The organism is Cytobacillus massiliigabonensis (assembly GCF_900199725.1).
Lineage (GTDB): Bacteria > Bacillota > Bacilli > Bacillales > Cytobacillaceae > Cytobacillus > Cytobacillus massiliigabonensis.
In genome coordinates this window covers 243,582-261,592 of record NZ_LT904904.1, presented here as the reverse complement: position 1 = coordinate 261,592, position 18,011 = coordinate 243,582, and the positions used below count along the sequence as shown (strand labels likewise).

Genomic DNA, 18,011 nt, shown 5'->3' with positions numbered 1-18,011 from the left:
AAGTACAATGCCAATCATACATATCTTTCATAAGAAAATGTTATGAAAGCGCATGCAATTAACCAGCCAAAAAAGGCCTCCCCCTATATGGGAGAAGACCTTATTCTAATGATACTTTCGCCATCACATATTATTCTGGATGTGGGACAATTTATCTCTTGCAAAACTAATAAATTCCTTGTTCATTTGAGATAAATATTCATCCCTTTTCCAAATGATCGCAAGACTCCATTCAATCTCAGGATTCGTTACCGCAATGGTCTGAACGTCTGCAGTCAGTTCCTTGCTTGTACTTTCTGGCAGAAGTGTAATGCCCAAATTAGAGGCAACCAACTCTTCAATAAAATCCAATTGCGAGGTTTCTGATATTATTCTCGGCTGGAAATTTGCCTCTTTGCACGCCTCAAGGATCAGATTTCTCAGTTCAAAGTCTTGATTAAACATAATAAATGCTTCGTCTTTTAATTCATGCAAGGCTACTTCCTGTTTACCAACTAAATGATGGGATGAAGGAACAATAAGTGTAAGCTTCTCATTAACAAATGTATAATCATCTAATCTATTATTTTTCTCGGACAAAACAACAACACCAAAGTCTAGTTTGCCGCTCATAATCTTCTCTTCAATCCGTTTAGATCCATCCTCTTCTAGCTGAAATGTAACCTCAGGATATTCTTGATGAAAGCTCGCAATGAGCTTGGAGAAGAAGAAAGAGTTCACAATCGTAGGCAGCCCTATACGAATATGACCCTTTTTCAATTTAATCATACTAGCAAGTTCCGTTTCCAAAAGCTGAAGCTGTTTTTCGATCACCTGTGCATGTTTATATAGAACATTTCCAGCATCCGTTAACATCAGCCTTTTCCGGGAACGAATGAAAAGAGGAGCACCAACCTCAGCCTCTAGCGATTTAACAATTCTGCTTAATGCAGGTTGAGTGATGTACAAGTTTTCCGCTGCGTTCGTAAAGCTGCCCGTACGTGTAACCTCCATAAAATACTGCAGATGTTTGATGTCCATTGATGGTTCCGCCTTTCATTCATTCATGTTAAACAAGAGTTTCAATTTTACTATTTTACCATATTGGTATGGGACACGGGGACAGGTTCTTTGTCCCAGTTAATTGAATGTGGACGAGGGAACTGTCCCTCTGTCCCATTATTGTCTTTCACCAGGTCCAGGGAATTCCACTCCTAGCTCCTTAAGCTGTTTCTGGACCTCTTCCCGAGTAATTGTTCCAGCTCTTTCTTGTTCCATAATGACCTGTACTTTTTCTCTTGTTTCTTCATCTAGATCACCAAACATTCCACTCGGATCTCCGATTTCAGGTCGATTTTGACCCCCAGGAGCACCACCCGGTCCCCCTTGTCCACCTGGACCAGCGCTTCTGCCTGTTGTAATTCCTGATTCATTTAACCATGTGACAGATTCCGAAATTGTAAACTCTACCACTTCTGCACCGCCTTGATAGTTTCCAGTTTTGTAAAGACCATCTGACTCACTGCCAGATGATGACCCTCCTGCGTATAAAACATAAGATGCATTCTTTGATAATTCTGGCGAACTGATAAAGACAGATTGATAATCTTTTTTCGGTGCGAAGGTTGTAATTGTATTCCCCTCACTATCCTCTAGATGAACGATCGTTCCTGCTTTCTGTGTTTCAGGGTAGGTCATCAAAAAGGAATTTTGTGCAGATTGTTCAGATGTTGCTTGAACCATTCCAGAACTTCCAGCAGCAATTAGAAAGCCTCCGCTCATATCAAAGCTTCCATCATAATCGAGCGGACCATTGCCATCAGATGTTGGACCGTTTACAATAACTGTTCCATCTGTCATTTCTATCGATCCATTCGAATCTAATCCATCCCCATCTGCATCGACAGTCATATAACCGCCATTTATATGAAGCATATTTTCTTCCGTACTTGATTGGGTATCACTCGCTTCAGCATCAGTTTTCTTTTCATTACTTGGCTGTACCTCCTTAGCTTCAGTGCTAGCCTGTCCATTATTTTCAGGACTGAATGGCATACGGAATCCAGAGCCATCATTTCCTCCGCCTACATTGATGCCATCATCACTAGATACGACATGAATTTCACCTTCTGAAATGGTTATTTCTTCACTCTCCAATCCTTCATAGCTTTTTGCTACGTTGGTTTTTCCGCCTTTTATATGAAGTGAAGTATCTGCGTGAACCCCATCATCTCCTGTAGCAATCGTTAGCTCACCTCCTGCAATCATTACCGTCTTGTTGCTGTGGACTGCATCATCAGAAGAATCGATGTTAAAAGTCCCTCCGCCTACAGCCAATTCTGCTGTAGCTTTTAGCCCTTTCGCACTTATTGTTTCTGTGTCCTCTGTGTTCTCTTGATTCGTTTTTCCATTCGAATTCAAATTTGGATCTGTCTCTGGATTTACAGGATTTCCCCATGGCTCAGGTGCGTTTTCGCGATTATCTATCGCTTCTGGACTCCCGCCTCCAGCGGTAATTGTGTAAGAACCGTCAGCAATCCATAAAGACGAAACAGCATGTACTCCGTCACTGCCTGCTTTGATGTCATAGGTTCCCCCTTCTAATGCGATGTTCCCATTGGATGAATCCTTGTCATTTGTTGACTTGATGCCATCTCCTCCTGCTTCAATGGTGAGTTCTCCATCTTTGATTGCGACTAGATCCCTGCCCATTAGTCCGTCATCTACTGAATGAATTTGAATAATTCCGCCAGTTATTTTTAAATCATCCTTACTGGCGATCCCGTTATTATAATTAGCCTGAACAATTAGCTTACCAGATCCATTTATTGTTAAATCGTCCTTGCTAAAAATTGCAGCATTTGGTTCATCTGAGGTTGGATCGCTCAAAAGATATTCTTTTCCATCTGAAATACGATTCACTGTATTTTCCTGAAGGGAAATAATCGTTTTTTCTGCATTAATAATATTTATAGCCGCATTTTCTGTATTATTTATTTCCACTCCATTTAAAACGAGCCGAACTGAATTTTTATCTTCGGAATCAATCGCGATTTGACCATTATCCCATTTTCCGCTTAAAACATAGACACCGCCAGTTTTTATCGTTAATGTTTTACCTTCTAGAAGAACTGCTGCAGATTGATCGAATTCCGCTTCTGTTCCATTTAGTTCAATATAAGTAGGATTTTCATTTTTCCAATCCGTGTAATCATCTTCTTTTTTATAAGTCACTCCGCTAGCAATTTTATCCACAACTTCCTTACTGCCGCCATTGTCAGCTGCAGTATCTGAATGATTGCTGCAAGCAAACAATACACTTGTGGATAACAGTGCAGCAGCTACTTTTAAGTATCCCTTTTTCATAGTCGTCCCCTATTCTTTATCAATATTCAGCCTTCTGATCACATTATTAAGGACAAACCTTAATCCAACCTTAAACATCCAATTTTCTTAAAGACTGTTCACCAAAAGATTATTGTTCAAAATACAATGTAGTTGGCAGAGGTTGATTTGCGCTCCAGGTTGCTCGCTTTCCGCGGGGGGGGGGGACGCCGAGCCTCCTCGGAGCAACCGCTCCTGCGGGGTCTCACCTGTCCCAAACTTCCCGCAGGACTTTGAATACGCTTCCTGAATAAATACCGCACGAGGAAATGCGGATGCATTTTCGAGGATCTCGCACCTTCCCCTCCAATCAACTAGAAATTTTCAGCAAGAACCTTTTTAAAAAATAAAAGTATTTTGCAATTGATTAGATTCAGCCTATAATCTAAGCATTAATAGAAAGCAAAAAAGAAAAGGGGAACATCATGAAGTTATTAATTATTGAAGATGATAAATACCTTTCTGAAACGATACGTGAAACAATTGGGGATGTATTTGAGACGGAGCAAGCGTTTGATGGCGAAGAAGGACTATTTCTTGCTGAGCAAAATATCTTCGATTGTATCATTTTGGATATTATGCTGCCCGGTATGAATGGCTATGAAGTTCTAAAACAGCTGAGAAAAAACAATATTGCCACACCAGTCATTATGCTGACAGCTAAGGATGGGATTGACGATAAAATTCAGGGCTTTAAAGTTGGGGCGGATGACTATATCGTAAAGCCTTTCCATCGTGAAGAGCTATTGCTGCGTTTAGAGGCAATCATACGAAGAGCTGGAGGAAAGCTTGAAGAAAATACGATTTCATTTAAAGAATTAAAACTGCATTTAAAAAATAAAACGGCCTCAATCAAAGAGGAAATGGTGAATCTTAACGGGAAGCAATTCGACTTGCTGGAGTATTTAATCAATAATAAAAATACAATCGTAACGAAAGAACAGATCTTTGACCGAATTTGGGGATTTGAATCAGATACGTCTACAACTGTTGTTGAGGTGTACGCAAGCAAATTAAGGAAGAATTTGAAAAGGTTTGGCTATGATCAATACATTAAGACCTTCCGGGGCCTTGGCTATATGCTCTCTGAGAATGGTGAAGGCAATGTTTAAAAAAACGATTTTTCGTAAGCAGCAATTGAAATTTATGATTTTTAACCTTATTGCTTTTACGGTTATCTTTACAATTTTTGGTGTTATTATTATTGGACAGGTGCAGCAGACATTATATTCTAAATCGGATAAGGAGCTATTATCATTTAAAGAAATGATGATTGATCATCCTTCAAGATTACCAGTGCCAAATGAAAAGATGGATCGGCTCCCTCCGTATGCAGAACGGCAAAAAGAACACCCAAACCCCCGCATTATTGTACTTAAATGGAGTAAAGAGGGAATAATTATCAATCAAAATGAAATTGGATCTTCATTTTATGAAAGTTTTTTACAAGACTATACATTGGATAAAACAAATATAGACATCATTACAAATACTGCCATTCATAATCTATACCATTTTAGGTATCTTCTATTTGAAACGACGGATGCTAATGGTGATAGAACCTATATACAGCTAATGATTAATACAGATGCAGAGCAAACAATTATTGATAACTTCGAAAGACTTATTATCATTTGCTCCATTATTTTCATCATTCTATCCATCACAGCCAGCTATATTTTATCAAGAAAAATGATGGGACCTATTATTCACTCCTGGAACAAGCAGGCAGAGTTCGTTGAAAATGCCTCACATGAACTTAGAACGCCATTAACAATTATTCAGAACAAGTTAGAACTGCTGCTGACCGAGCCTCAGGAAAAGATTATCAATAAATTTGAAAACATTGCACTTAGCTTATCAGAAACAAGGCGGTTATCGAAGCTTACCTCTGATTTGCTCACCTTAGCACGGGCTGACTCAGCTGAAACGCAGCTTGCAAAACAGATGATAGATGCTGACCACTTTATTCAAGGGGTTTGCGCTCCGTATATGGAAATAGCAGAGTCACAGGACAAGCATTTTTGGCTGAATTTAAACTGTAAAGTAACTATAGAAGCTGATGAAGTCCGTCTCCACCAGTTACTGGTCATTCTGCTTGATAATGCATTAAAATACACAGGCGATGATGACAGTATTGGCGTTAAAACGTATGTGGAGGACCATAAAGTTATTTTAGAAGTCAGTGATACAGGGATTGGCATTAAGGAAGAGAACATGAAATATATCTTTGACCGCTTTTATAGAGAGGACAAAGCCCGATCACGGGAAACAGGAGGGATTGGATTAGGTCTCTCCATTGCGCAGTGGATTGTTGCTCAACACAACGGGGCAATTGCTGTATTTCAAAATAAACATAAAGGAACAACCTTTAAGGTAAAGTTGCCAAAGTAGGAGATCACAGACTGTGATCTTCTTTTTTTACAGAATAAAAAAGAATAACTTTTGAACTTGAAAATTGTCTTGCTCCAGCGCCTATCACCTATCAAACTTCAGGTCTCCTCCGCAACGATTGCGTCAACATCGGTTCGCTTGCGCAAACCGTGTTTCCCTTATCTCAGTCGAATCCCTTCTGCGTTTGTACGGTGATGAGCAAGACGCTTCCGCTTTTCTATGTCTTTAAGGTTTGTTTAAGGTTTGTCCGTAATAATGTGAATCACAGTGCTAATCGTACAGGAGGAAGATGATAAACATGAAGGCGATGACCTTAAATGGGGTACAGGGGCGTAATGAATTAAAGCATGAAATAACAAAAATAGACTGCTACCTTCTAAGAAATAGACTAAAGCATTACATGGAAACCGATCCCCATGCAAAAAACGACGGAAAATATCTCATTCGAAGCGTTTACTTCGATAACTTCGACAATAAAGTGCTAACTCAAAAAAAGGAAGGGCATTATGAACGCGATAAATTTCGGGTTAGGCTCTATGACTATAATCCAGATTATCTAACGCTCGAAAAAAAGAGCAAACGCAATAATCTAACATACAAACAAAAATGCCGAATTCATGCAGGCGAATATGAACGCATCAGACATGGGGACATTCTGTGGATGGAGAATGATGCGAGGTCCCTCATACAAGAGCTGTTCATACAAATGAACCTTATGCAATTAAAACCGGTGACGGTTGTTGATTACGAGAGAGAAGTATTTATTTATCGCTATGGTAATGTACGGGTAACCTTCGATAGCTCGATTAAAACGAGCTTTCGCAACAATGATGTTCTAAATCCTCATATTTCCATGGTTGAAACCAATCCCGGCATCGTCATCCTCGAAGTAAAATTTGATGAGTACCTTCCTAACGTTATCAAAAAATTACTTCAAATCGGTGACAGACGAAAAGGAACCTATTCAAAATACCAAATTAGCAGAATGTATGGATAATAGCGGGACAAAGGGACAGATTCACTGTCTCCTATAGCAAAAAACTGAAATAGTTGGAGGAATACGTAATGGATAGTGTAAATTTTAGCGACATTTTTAAATCTAGCTTTTTAGAAAAAACAAGCAGCTTTTCAATCATTGATTCACTTGTAGGGTTATTAGTAGCATTTGCAGTTGGATTATTCATTTATTGGGTTTATAAAAAGACCTTCACAGGTGTCATATATTCACATACCTTTAATATCTCATTAATCGTGATGTCGATGGCGACCGCATTAATTATCATGGGGATCTCATCTAATATCTTACTATCGCTTGGTATGGTCGGGGCTTTGTCGATTGTCCGTTTCAGAACTCCTATTAAAGATCCTATGGACATTGTTTATATTTTCTGGGCGATTGTGTCAGGTATTTTATGTGGCGCAGGCTTTATTCCACTTGTCATTATCGGCGCAATTCTAATTGGAGTGGTATTACTTTTCTTTATCAATCGGATTAAAATTGAAAACCCATATTTATTAGTCGTTAGATATAGTGACAGTTCGATTGAAAATCCTTTAGAACATGTTATATCCGAGAATGCTATGAAGCATTCGATCAAATCCAAGTCAATTATGCCCGGAGATGATCATGAAATCACTTATGAAATCCGGATAAAAGAACATAACATGAGCTTCATTAATCATATTTCGGACATGAAAGGTGTAAAATCAGCTATCATGTTAAGCTATGATGGCAATTTTACCGCGTAGGGACACAGGGACAGGTTCACTGTCCCTTTTTATTTAAGCTGGGACAAGGAGAATACACATGAAAAAGATATCTACTAAAATAATTATATTATCATTGATTAACTCCATGATTGTAGCTGCCATCAACGTTGGCGGGGCACTTTTTATGAACGGAAACCAAGAAAAAGCACCCGTTGCAGCGAATAGTAATGGTTCCGCTATACAAGAAGGGATACACTTTTTAATTCCGGTCCCTATCTTAATAGGGCTTGCTATATCTTTAATTATTGGAATCATTCTATCTTACTTTTTAGGAAAAACGATTTCAAAACCAATATTGCAAATGACCGAAATTGCAGAGAGAACTGCAAGATTTGATTTACGTGAGGATAATCGTTTTTTTGAAAGCATGCACAAGCATAAGGATGAAATTGGAAAGATGGCTAATGCACTCTGGGAGATAAGAAAGGGGCTAAGGGATTTTGCTATTCAGTTGCAGGTTTTTTCATCAGCCATTGCCTCACATTCTACTCATCTCACAAAGAACACAGAAGAAAATGTACATGCCATCACACAAGTAGTCGCCACGATTGATGGCATCGCAGCCGGAAATACGGAGCAAGCTCAAACCATTAATAATATTAATGCCACCTTATTAGAAGTTGTCCATCTCATCGACCAAATGACTAATGAAGCATCAACTGGCGCAAAGCATGCTGCGTCTTCCCTAAACGCTGTCCTAGAAGGGCAAAAAACAGTAGACTTGCAGACAATTAAAATGGATCAAAATATTGAGGTATCTACTGATGCAAATCAATCGATCAATGAACTGAGTCAAATGATTGATCAAGTAAAGGGGATTGTTCATATGATCACTTCAATCGCAGAACAAACAAATCTTTTAGCATTAAATGCATCGATAGAGGCTAGCAGAGCAGGCGATGCAGGGAAAAGCTTTGCTGTTGTAGCAGGTCAAATCAGAAATTTAGCCGAAGAGTCTTCAAAGGCAGCTAAAGAAATTTCGGCTCTAATCTCTAAAACAACTGAAAAATCAAACACATCTGTCGAAAAAATTAGCAAGGCTGGTTTGCTTATTAATGAGCAAAAGGATGCACTAAAAATAACGGAAGATGCATTTGGAAAAATTAAAACTACTTATGATAATATTGTTGGAAGCTTTACACATACCGCTTTCGCCATTGAAACGATCAATCAAAAAGCGAAACAAATATCCAGTCAGCTTCAAGGGATGGCTAAAACTGCTGAAAATTTCGCTGCAAGCACAGAGGAAATCTCTGCCTCAGGACAAGAACAGCTTGCATCAACAGAGGTCGTATCACAATCCTCGAAGGACATGAATATATTAGCTGACAGATTAAATACAGAATTAAACCGATTTAAGGTCTCCTAGCAGGAGGTTCCTTGTCCCAGCAGACTTCTTGGGGACAAGAGACATGTCCCTTTGTCCCATACCTCCGGGACACGGGGACATGTTCACTGTCCCATAATTATTATTTCTTAAAGGACTTTTCATGCTGAAGCAGCCATTCTTTTCTCCATAACCCGCCTGCATAGCCAGTCAATTTTCCGTTTGAGCCGATAATGCGATGACAAGGGATAACAATGCTTAATTTATTCTTTCCATTCGCACTTCCAACTGCTCTGATCGCTTTTTCATTCCCGATAGCAACCGCGATATCTTTATATGAGCCTGTCTTCCCATAGGATATGGTCGTTAATGCATTCCACACATCTTTTTGAAATACTGTCCCTTCAAATATGTATGGAAAGGTAAATTCATGGCGCTCCCCTTTAAAATATTCGTCAAGCTGTTCATAGCAATCCAGCAATGAGTTTGGTGTATCGTCATTCTTAACATTCACTGGCGTTTCTTCATCAGTGAATAAAATGGAACAGATGGCTTCATCTGTTCCAGCTATTTCGAGAACACCAACCGGAGATTTGTAATCTAATTTATATGTGGGGCATGAGGATAGGTTCCTCCGACCCGTTTGCTGATTATTCATATAACGACCTCCATAGATAAAAAGTTGCGTAGGCTTCCCAGCCTTCCCAATTTGCTGCTATATGATTAATTTCCTCTATTGTCGGCTTTTGCGCAAGCCCAAGCTGCTTCTTTAGTGCATTATGCAGACCGACATCCGCAATTGGAAAGGCACAAGTGTAATGCAAGCATTTCATCAAGACATAGTCTGCTGTCCAGGCTCCTACACCCCTAATTGCCATTAATGATTGTTTTGCTTGCTGATAATCTAGTTTCTGAAGCATGTTTTCTTTTATTATTTCTCCATTTAACATTGCCTTGGCAACGCCTATGATATATTCAGCCTTCCTGGCAGTAATTTGAAGACTTTTCAAATCATCAATATCTATACCTGCAATTTTTTCAAACGATGGAAACAGCCAAAATTGTTTTCTTTCGAAGGAAAGACACTCTCCGAATTGTTCCACAAATCGTTTCTTTAAAGTATAAGCAAAGGTTAAATTAATTTGCTGCCCGATGATCGCCCAAACAAGAGCTTCAAATAAATCAGGCATGCATACCATCCGAAGCCCATCATATTTATGGACAAGCCGATTCAAAATATCACATCTATCTGCAGCTTCATAAAATGATGGCAAATCTTGTCCCATATCAAACCATTCCCATACATATGCAGCCGTCGCTTTTCGAACATTCTCAGATGGTCTATTTACTGGAAATTCCACCTGTATTGAATGTGGGGTATACCCTATTTTTAATAGTATGAATTCTTTCTCCACTTCAATGAGCTTATATAAGAAACCATCCATCATTTGATGCAGGATCTCTTGGTCTGACCTGTTTAAAAACATTAAACATTCCTCAAAGCTGAATTCACGCGGCGGGTAAATTTCAAGATAAGATTCATAATCCATCCAATTCAAGATTCCATCCCCTTACCTATTAAGGCTTCTATATTCACTGGGAGAATAATTTTTTAACCGACGAAAGACTCGATAGAAATTAGATGGGCTTTGGAATCCGACTTCATAGCAAATCTCTAGATTTGTTCGATCCGTGCTCGTTAGAAGGTATGCTGCCTTATCCACACGTATTTTTTCCAAATAGGTTCTTGGAGTTTCAGATGTTTCCTGTTTAAAAATTCGTTCAAGATAATAGGGACTTATCCCGGCATGATCAGCAATATCCTGTAATACAAGCTGCTGTCTATAATAATTCACTAAAAAGGAAATGATTGTTCGAACTAAACCTATATGCGGGGAATGCTCCACCTCTGGCTGGCATCTTTTACATGCTCGAAAACCAGCCTGTTCAACCTCATTGATATCAAAATAAAAGACTACATTCATTTTCTTCGGCTTTCTAGATCTGCATGAAGGGCGGCAATAGATCTTGGTTGTTTTCACCGCCGTATAAAATAATCCGTCATATTTACGATCACAGGCCATAATTTTCTCCCACATTTCATCAAATGAAAGACAGATTGCAGTCACCATAGATCCCCTTTCCCTTTCCAGGCAAAATGAAAATTCTTCAATTACTTCTATTTTATCAATGCAGCAGCATATATTGCATCCTCATTCTTGCTGTTATGGTCTAAAACAAATAAATAACCCCCAATCTGGTATTCTTACCACTACCAAATTGGGGGTTATTTAAATAACTACAACTTCAATAAGATACGTTTATCTTGTTCTATTGGGTCTGCCATTTGGGACAGTAAACGTATCCCTCTGTCCCACCAATCGGAACAATAGACCTTTCCCATTATCTATTAAAATTGACGCTTTCTCTTGCTTGGTTGAATGTTATAGTCGTTTCACTTGGTTTTGTTTCTGCGATTATTTTGCCGTTTCTGAAGGAGTATCTAACTGATGCTTGCTTGCGAATCGCTTCATATTCGTTTTCTGCAGACAGCACAATAAAGTTTGCTGGCTTTCCTTCTTCTATTCCGTAGACTTCCTCAATTTGCAATGTTTTCGCACTATTGCTTGTGATCAAATCAATCGAATTTACAATTTGTTCATAGCCCATTAATTGTGAAGCATGGATACCCATATGCAATACTTGGAGCATATTGCCTGTTCCTAGCGGATACCATGGATCAAAAATATCATCATGGCCGAAGCAAATATTTAATCCTGCTTCTTGAAGTTCTTTTACTCTAGTCAGCCCTCTTCTTTTCGGATACGTATCAAATCTCCCTTGAAGATGAATATTGACAAGCGGATTCGATACAAAGTTAATAGATGAAAGCTTTAATAGTCTGAAAAGCTTATATGTGTATGCATCATTATATGAACCCATAGCTGTTGTGTGGCTTGCCGTTGTACGCGCACCTATTCCACGCTCATACGCCTCTTTAGCTACAACTTCAATAAAGCGCGATTGTTCATCATCGATTTCATCACAATGAATATCAACTAATCGATCGTATTTTTCTGCCAGATCAAATGCTATTTTTAATGACTCCACTCCATATTCACGAGTAAATTCAAAATGAGGGATTCCCCCAACCACATCTGCCCCCATCTTTAATGACTCTTCCAGCAGTTCCACTCCGTTTGGATAAGAGAGAATGCCCTCTTGCGGAAAAGCAACTAGTTGAATATCTACATATGGAGCCATCTCTTCTTTCACTTCAAGCATAGCCTTCAATGCTGTAAGCTTTGGATCTGTTACATCTACATGTGTGCGGACATGCTGAATCCCTTGTGCGATTTGCCATTTCAATGCAGTTTTCGATCTTTTCTTAACATCTTCAAATGTTAAAGTTTCTTTTCTTTGTGACCATCTTTGGATTCCCTCAAACAACGTACCGCTTTGATTCCACTCCGGCTCCCCTGCGGTTAAAGTTGTATCTAAATGGATATGCGGTTCAATGAAAGGAGGAAGGACAAGCGCTCCCTCTACATTAAGGATTTCATGACCAGAAACCTCTTCCAAGGTTTGCGTTACCTTGCTGATCTTTCCATCTTGAACAACAATATTCCACAATCCATCTTTTCCTCTAAGCTTTGCTTGTTTAATAATCATTTATTTCCCCGCCTTTTCTAATATCCAAATGATTAACTGCATCTTCACGCTGTGGAATAGATTTCATTAGAACAGCGTAAAGAATTGCGGTTCCTACTAGGCCATTAATCGGCGGAATGCCTGGAATAAAGTTCGCTGCCGCCACTCCGCCTACCCATGCAATAATCGCAAGCCAATTCACCGCTTTAAATTTCATTTCATTAAACGGCTTATACTTTCCACGCTTTAATAAGAAATAGTCAACTAATACGATCGCTCCAATCGAAGGCAATGTAGATCCTAGTATAGTTAAGAATCCAACAAAGTGATTGTATAGCCACATCGCTGTGATTGTTCCAACTGTCCCGTTGAATACAACGATCTTCCTTTTAGAGATTTTTGTGATATTGGCAAACCCTAAACTTGAAGCATATAAAGCATTTTCATTTGTCGTCCAAATATTTAAACCGAGTACAATAATAGCCGGTATAATTAATCCTTGTAAAAACATCACATCGGATATATCCGATTTATTATAGACAATGGCTCCTACTGCACCAAACAAGAACATGAGTGAATTTCCGAGAAAGAATGCAATAACTGTTGAAACTACCCCAGAGCGTGCAGTCTTTGCAAACCGGGCAAAATCGGGAGTAAGTGTCCCCCCGCTAATAAATGAGCCGATGCAAATGGTGATAGCTGTTGCCAGTCCCATTGCTTCAAGCGGCTGATAATCCAAAAGACCTTGAATCCCGCCAGCCGTTTCAGTTGCCTCCAAAACAGAATAGCTTCCTAAAATGGCGATCGAAGGCACTGCAACAACTCCTAGTATAGCTAATGCTTTTATTCCGTATATCGCTGTAATCGTCATTAAAATTCCAGAAACGATGATTAAAAAGTACACATTGAGACCTGTTGCCTTTTGAACCGGCACAGCAAACATTGCCACCCCTACTCCAAACCAGCCAACTTGTGTAACACCCAGCAAAAGAGAGGATAAATAAGAACCTTTTTCACCAAAAGCATATTTAGTGAGCAAATGAGTTGATAATCCAGTTTTTGCCGCAATGTGCGCTAATGCACCTGTATAGATTCCAAGAATTAAATTACCTGCTAGTACAATCCAGATAAAATTAATAAATGATAGACCGTTCCCTAATGTTCCGCCTGACCACATACTTGCAGAGAAGAATGTGAATCCAAGCATAACAGCGAGGATCTTCCAAAATCCCGTTCGATGTTCCTTTGGTACAGGCTGTAGTGAAAACTCTAAATCTATCTTTTCCATGCATATTCCTCCAATTTTGTGTTGAAATTGGTCCTCGAATAAGCTCGGACAAAACAAAAAAGGGGTTTATCGCCATATCTGACAATAAACCCCTTTCGTTCACAATAAACACAGGCTGCACGATATGCGCATCCCATGAATAATTGTTAAACTTCCGCTGTCCTTGTCAGCCTCTCTGGACTGAATTAAAGGTACCAATATTTAATTGACTTTATTATTACAGGAAACTATTTTATTGTCAATGACAATATTTCCTATGTTAATAGTAATAAATAGAATCTTGTAATCCTTAAAAACGAAGGGACAAGGTTCCTGTCCCTCTGTCCCATAGTTATGCCTGAACTGTTTCCTCTGGCTGATTAATAGATGAGTAATACTCAACCTTTTTCTTAGAATCAAATCGGCCTTCCCATTTAGACATGACAACTGTAGCAAGTGCGTTTCCGATCACGTTTACGACTGTACGTGCCATATCAAGAAGTCTGTCAATTCCCGCAATAAATGCAAGTCCTTCTAAAGGAATGCCTACTGTTCCCAGCGTTGCCAGTAATACAACAAATGATACTCCCGGTACACCAGCGATTCCTTTTGATGTCACCATTAATACTAATACTAGAGTAATTTGCTGTGTAATACTTAAATCAATATTATACATTTGCGCAATAAACAATGCTGCTAGCGCTTGATATAGTGTGGAACCATCTAGATTAAAGGAATAGCCCGTAGGAACAACAAAAGATACTATATCTTTTGGACAGCCAAACTTCTCCATCTTCTGAATTACTTTAGGCAATACAGTTTCCGAACTAGAAGTTGAATAGGCTAATAGCAGTTCGTCCTTCAAAACTTTGATAAGATGGAAAATGTTGATGCCAACCAGTTTCGCAATACCGCCAAGCACGACAACAATAAAGAAGGCCATCGTTACATAAACAAGAATCATTAATTTCCCTAATGGGAGCAAGGATTCTAATCCAAATTTTGAAACCGTTACACCAATTAAGGCAAATACGCCAAATGGGGCAAACTTCATAATCATGTTTGTCACCCAGAACATTGCCTCTGCCATCCCCTCGAAGAAAGCAAGAACCGGTTTCCCTTTTTCACCAATGGCTGCAATTCCTAAACCGAATAACACGGAAAAGAAAATAATCGGCAGCATATCGCCTTCAGACATCGATTTAATCACATTACTTGGAACGATGTCGACAAGGATATCCAAAACTCCGTGGCTTTCACTCTGCACTTCTTCTGTCGTTTCAACATATTGGTCAATGTCCCCCTTTGAAAGAGACGACATGTCTATTCCTTGACCAGGCTGGAAAATATTCGCTGCTAATACACCAACAATAATGGCAATCGTTGTTACAACCTCAAAATATATTAGTGTTTTCCCGCCAAGCTTCCCTAGCTGTTTGATATCCCCTGTTCCAGCAACACCTAGAATTAAAGTAGAAATAATGATTGGCACAACAATCATCTTGATCATATTAAGGAAGATCGTACCAATAGGCTGTAAATAAGTTTCTACAGCAGGATTCCCGTAGAAAATGGCTCCAATAATAATCCCCAGTACGAGACCGGTAAGTATTTGATATGCCAAAGAAAATTTAAACTTTTTCTTCATCAAGAAGTCACCCCTTTTATACGAATGAAAACGCTTTCTCTAGCTGAGATAGCTTATTAAAATAATTGTATGGGGGACTTACTCAATCCTACAGAATCCGACAATTATATTTTTTAATAATTTTAAAATGAGCCATTATTTAACTAACTTTGGCTGTATTTTTCCAGTGTTTCTAAATAAAGTACTTGAAGAAACTTTTTGCTATTAATTTTGATCCTTACTAGCTCCTCTTTTCCTTCTTGAATCAATATCATTTGCTTTCTTATTTCCTGAAAGTCAAAGTACCTGGGAGCATAATATTCAAACTCATGATTCGTATAATCAATAGCCCCTAATGAAGCCAGGTTATTTGTTGCCGTAAGAAGTGTTCTGCGAATTCGCTGTTCCATTGCTTTACTTTCCTTACTTATATCTGAATCAGCAAATCCCTGTTTTTTAGCTAAAGCCTCATAGATATCTTTTAAAGGCGGCAGCTGTGCAACTTTATTTTCCTGACTCATCAAAAATTCAATGATCGCGATAATATCATCACTTCCTGCCTCCCCAATGATTCCCATATCATTTAAAATCGTTAAGACAATCTCCTTTACACTTTGCTGCCTTTTCATTTGATTCGCTAATCCGATATTGGCTAAAGACTCCTGAATTGTTATCAATGAACCTTTTAGCCGGAATTGTTCCGCTGTTTTCTTTAAGATGCTCTGCACTTCCATACGGTTAATTGGCTTATGAATAAAAAACTCGATTCCTTTTTCATATGCCTCGCCAACCATTTCTTTGTTTTCAATTTGAGAAATCATAATAAATTGTCCCCGAAATCCCTTCATTCTTAAAAGCTCAATCGTCTCAATTCCATCTAGCTCCGGCATTAATAAGTCAATTAAGACAACATCCGGATTGATCGTAAGGATGGTCTGAATTCCAGCGGCACCGCTTTCTGCTTCACCTATGACAACTCCTAAATCCCCATCGATAATTATATTTTTCAGCATCGTTCTGCTTGCTGGATCATCATCTACAATGAAATAACGCAGGGTCATTCAACTCACTTTCGTATATTTATAATTGGAATGCGGATTTGAAAAACCGTTCCCTTATTAGAAGTCTCCACTTGAATTTTCCCTTCTAGCTTTTGAACTATTTCGCTGACATGGGATAGTCCAATCCCTGTTGCAGCAACACCATCATCATCAAATTTTGTTGTATAGCCAGGTTCAAAAATAATAGATACATCCTCTTCCGCAATTCCTTTGCCTGAATCTTTAATATCAAAACAAATATGTGGCGATTCTTCCCAAATATCAAAATGAATTTCCCCATTTTCAGCAATGGACTCGACAGCATTAGCAGTCAGGTTATTTAATAAAGCAAGAAGCGGAATAAGCTGATTCGTTTCAAAATCAACGGATAAATTTACATAAAAGGTGATCTTTTTCTTTAACAATTCACCATACTTTTCATTTGCTATTACAACAAGGTTCAGAACATCAGCGAGAAAAAGAGTGTCACTTTTTTTTCTTCCCGTTACTTTTGTTAGCCCGGCTAAAATCCTTTGCGAATCCTTCTTCACTTCATGAATTTCTTGGGCAATGCGAAGAGCCTGAACACTTAATGGGTGCAGCTCATTTTTTTTCAATTTCCGATATAAATCAAAGCTCTCAGCAGTTATTTGCTCGATATGGTTCATTGATTTCTGCAAGTAGAGCACTTCGCCATATAGTTCAGAACCGACTCCGAGCATCTCTTGCATCCTTTTCTTTTGCTCCGAAACCGTAATGGAGCTATATAAACCTACCGCAAAATAGCTGCGGAACAATGCCACCCCAAATAATAATACCCAGTCCCTGAAATCATTCGTTTGATGCAGCAGCCCGTGTCGCATGATGTATTCTAAAACATTTCCGATCAATTCAAAAAGGGAAGCCCAAGCTCCCAAAATAAGCGGAAATGTTTTATACCGTTCGATTTTAATCGTATGTAAACCAAGTGCAAATACAAAATAAAATAATAGGGCAGGCAAATGACTAATTAAGCTTGCAGAAATAGTTATGTCACTAATGAAATAATCTTCAATCAAGCGGAATCCTACAACTGTTATCCCTGTAATAACCCCTGTGCGTATAAGTGAAACCGGTGGCCAAATGAGAATAAGCAGAAAAAAGGTAATGCTTCCAAGACCAAAGCGAAAAGCTTCTCCATCGAAGGGAACTACCTTCACTTCACTTAGAACTGCCGTCAGCAAAGCGGTAATAACTAATATGAATCCATCCGTTTGATTAAAATGCTTGCTTAAATGATGTTTTGAAAAAGACATTGAAATCTCCTGATTGCACTTTTTTAAATTATTATAGCATCTCTATTTTCTCTTAAATATTCCTTATTAACAAACCTTGATTCTTACCTTAGTGAATCCCTCATAGATACATTTGAATGAAGGAAATTATGAAATTTACAGAAAAGGATTAACTTGTAATCCTTTTTCTTTTTTTAGGAGGAAAAAACAAAAGGACAGAGAAGTTAATCTTACAGCAGCAGCCTTAATACTCTCGCCTCTTAGACGCCACAATCGCTTCCATTTTATAGGTTTGAAA

General features: G+C 38.7%; 15 protein-coding genes. 5 read left to right on the top strand and 10 right to left on the bottom strand.

Annotation, left to right across the window (positions count from 1 at the left end; genetic code table 11):
- Positions 1–123: 123 nt before the first annotated feature.
- Together C1726_RS12575 and C1726_RS12570 are read right to left on the bottom strand one after the other, a co-directional pair.
- Positions 124–1,020 carry a LysR family transcriptional regulator gene (locus C1726_RS12575; protein ID WP_102273472.1) on the bottom strand — a complete coding sequence of 299 codons (897 nt, stop codon included), beginning with the start codon at positions 1,018–1,020 and terminating at the stop codon, positions 124–126.
- Between the two features lie 138 nt (positions 1,021–1,158).
- A complete protein-coding gene (locus C1726_RS12570) occupies positions 1,159–3,345 on the bottom strand; it encodes a carbohydrate-binding domain-containing protein (RefSeq protein WP_102273471.1) in 2,187 nt (728 codons plus the stop codon).
- A gap of 443 nt (positions 3,346–3,788) precedes the next feature.
- Between C1726_RS12570 and C1726_RS12565 the strand changes: the two genes are divergently transcribed.
- The 5 genes from C1726_RS12565 (at position 3,789) to C1726_RS12545 (ending at position 8,896) form a co-directional block, all read left to right on the top strand.
- On the top strand, positions 3,789–4,475 hold the full coding sequence (locus tag C1726_RS12565; RefSeq protein WP_102273470.1) for a response regulator transcription factor: 687 nt from the start codon (positions 3,789–3,791) through the stop codon (positions 4,473–4,475).
- Positions 4,468–5,757, top strand: a complete 1,290-nt coding sequence (locus C1726_RS12560; RefSeq protein ID WP_102273469.1) for a sensor histidine kinase — start codon at positions 4,468–4,470, stop codon at positions 5,755–5,757. Before C1726_RS12565 ends, C1726_RS12560 begins: the two co-directional genes overlap by 8 nt.
- A gap of 298 nt (positions 5,758–6,055) precedes the next feature.
- Positions 6,056–6,754, top strand: a complete 699-nt coding sequence (locus tag C1726_RS12555; protein WP_102273468.1) for a polyphosphate polymerase domain-containing protein — start codon at positions 6,056–6,058, stop codon at positions 6,752–6,754.
- 68 nt (positions 6,755–6,822) lie between these two features.
- Positions 6,823–7,506, top strand: a complete 684-nt coding sequence (locus C1726_RS12550) for a DUF4956 domain-containing protein (RefSeq protein WP_102273467.1) — start codon at positions 6,823–6,825, stop codon at positions 7,504–7,506.
- A gap of 58 nt (positions 7,507–7,564) precedes the next feature.
- Positions 7,565–8,896, top strand: a complete 1,332-nt coding sequence (locus tag C1726_RS12545) for a methyl-accepting chemotaxis protein (RefSeq protein WP_102273466.1) — start codon at positions 7,565–7,567, stop codon at positions 8,894–8,896.
- A 100-nt stretch (positions 8,897–8,996) separates the two neighbouring features.
- On the opposite strand, the gene C1726_RS12540 is transcribed toward C1726_RS12545, so the two are convergent.
- From C1726_RS12540 to C1726_RS12505, 8 genes are all read right to left on the bottom strand, one after another.
- Positions 8,997–9,512, bottom strand: a complete 516-nt coding sequence (locus C1726_RS12540) for a methylated-DNA--[protein]-cysteine S-methyltransferase (protein WP_102273465.1) — start codon at positions 9,510–9,512, stop codon at positions 8,997–8,999.
- Positions 9,505–10,413, bottom strand: a complete 909-nt coding sequence (locus C1726_RS12535) for a DNA-3-methyladenine glycosylase family protein (RefSeq protein WP_407642026.1) — start codon at positions 10,411–10,413, stop codon at positions 9,505–9,507. Before C1726_RS12535 ends, C1726_RS12540 begins: the two co-directional genes overlap by 8 nt.
- Before the next feature lie 12 nt (positions 10,414–10,425).
- Positions 10,426–10,986 (bottom strand): bifunctional transcriptional activator/DNA repair enzyme AdaA, encoded by a 561-nt coding sequence (locus tag C1726_RS12530; protein WP_102273464.1) that lies wholly within the window; start codon positions 10,984–10,986, stop codon positions 10,426–10,428.
- 271 nt (positions 10,987–11,257) lie between these two features.
- On the bottom strand, positions 11,258–12,526 hold the full coding sequence (locus tag C1726_RS12525) for a cytosine deaminase (protein ID WP_102273463.1): 1,269 nt from the start codon (positions 12,524–12,526) through the stop codon (positions 11,258–11,260).
- Positions 12,516–13,793 carry a cytosine permease gene (codB, locus tag C1726_RS12520; protein ID WP_102273462.1) on the bottom strand — a complete coding sequence of 426 codons (1,278 nt, stop codon included), beginning with the start codon at positions 13,791–13,793 and terminating at the stop codon, positions 12,516–12,518. Before codB ends, C1726_RS12525 begins: the two co-directional genes overlap by 11 nt.
- Before the next feature lie 331 nt (positions 13,794–14,124).
- A complete protein-coding gene (gene gltP, locus C1726_RS12515) occupies positions 14,125–15,420 on the bottom strand; it encodes a glutamate/aspartate:proton symporter GltP (RefSeq protein ID WP_102273461.1) in 1,296 nt (431 codons plus the stop codon).
- Positions 15,421–15,563: 143 nt separating this feature from the next.
- A complete protein-coding gene (locus tag C1726_RS12510; protein ID WP_102275794.1) occupies positions 15,564–16,454 on the bottom strand; it encodes a response regulator in 891 nt (296 codons plus the stop codon).
- An 11-nt stretch (positions 16,455–16,465) separates the two neighbouring features.
- Positions 16,466–17,734, bottom strand: coding sequence for an ATP-binding protein (locus C1726_RS12505; RefSeq protein WP_102273460.1), 1,269 nt, complete (start codon positions 17,732–17,734; stop codon positions 16,466–16,468).
- Positions 17,735–18,011 lie beyond the last annotated feature (277 nt).

Bases quoted from the DNA above. Each gene is read 5' to 3' on its own strand.
- C1726_RS12575 (WP_102273472.1), bottom strand. From the start codon at position 1,020: ATGGACATCAAACATCTGCAGTATTTTATGGAGGTTACACGTACGGGC.
- C1726_RS12570 (WP_102273471.1), bottom strand. From the start codon at position 3,345: ATGAAAAAGGGATACTTAAAAGTAGCTGCTGCACTGTTATCCACAAGT.
- C1726_RS12565 (WP_102273470.1), top strand. From the start codon at position 3,789: ATGAAGTTATTAATTATTGAAGATGATAAATACCTTTCTGAAACGATA.
- C1726_RS12560 (WP_102273469.1), top strand. From the start codon at position 4,468: ATGTTTAAAAAAACGATTTTTCGTAAGCAGCAATTGAAATTTATGATT.
- C1726_RS12555 (WP_102273468.1), top strand. From the start codon at position 6,056: ATGAAGGCGATGACCTTAAATGGGGTACAGGGGCGTAATGAATTAAAG.
- C1726_RS12550 (WP_102273467.1), top strand. From the start codon at position 6,823: ATGGATAGTGTAAATTTTAGCGACATTTTTAAATCTAGCTTTTTAGAA.
- C1726_RS12545 (WP_102273466.1), top strand. From the start codon at position 7,565: ATGAAAAAGATATCTACTAAAATAATTATATTATCATTGATTAACTCC.
- C1726_RS12540 (WP_102273465.1), bottom strand. From the start codon at position 9,512: ATGAATAATCAGCAAACGGGTCGGAGGAACCTATCCTCATGCCCCACA.
- C1726_RS12530 (WP_102273464.1), bottom strand. From the start codon at position 10,986: ATGGTGACTGCAATCTGTCTTTCATTTGATGAAATGTGGGAGAAAATT.
- C1726_RS12525 (WP_102273463.1), bottom strand. From the start codon at position 12,526: ATGATTATTAAACAAGCAAAGCTTAGAGGAAAAGATGGATTGTGGAAT.
- codB (WP_102273462.1), bottom strand. From the start codon at position 13,793: ATGGAAAAGATAGATTTAGAGTTTTCACTACAGCCTGTACCAAAGGAA.
- gltP (WP_102273461.1), bottom strand. From the start codon at position 15,420: ATGAAGAAAAAGTTTAAATTTTCTTTGGCATATCAAATACTTACCGGT.
- C1726_RS12505 (WP_102273460.1), bottom strand. From the start codon at position 17,734: ATGTCTTTTTCAAAACATCATTTAAGCAAGCATTTTAATCAAACGGAT.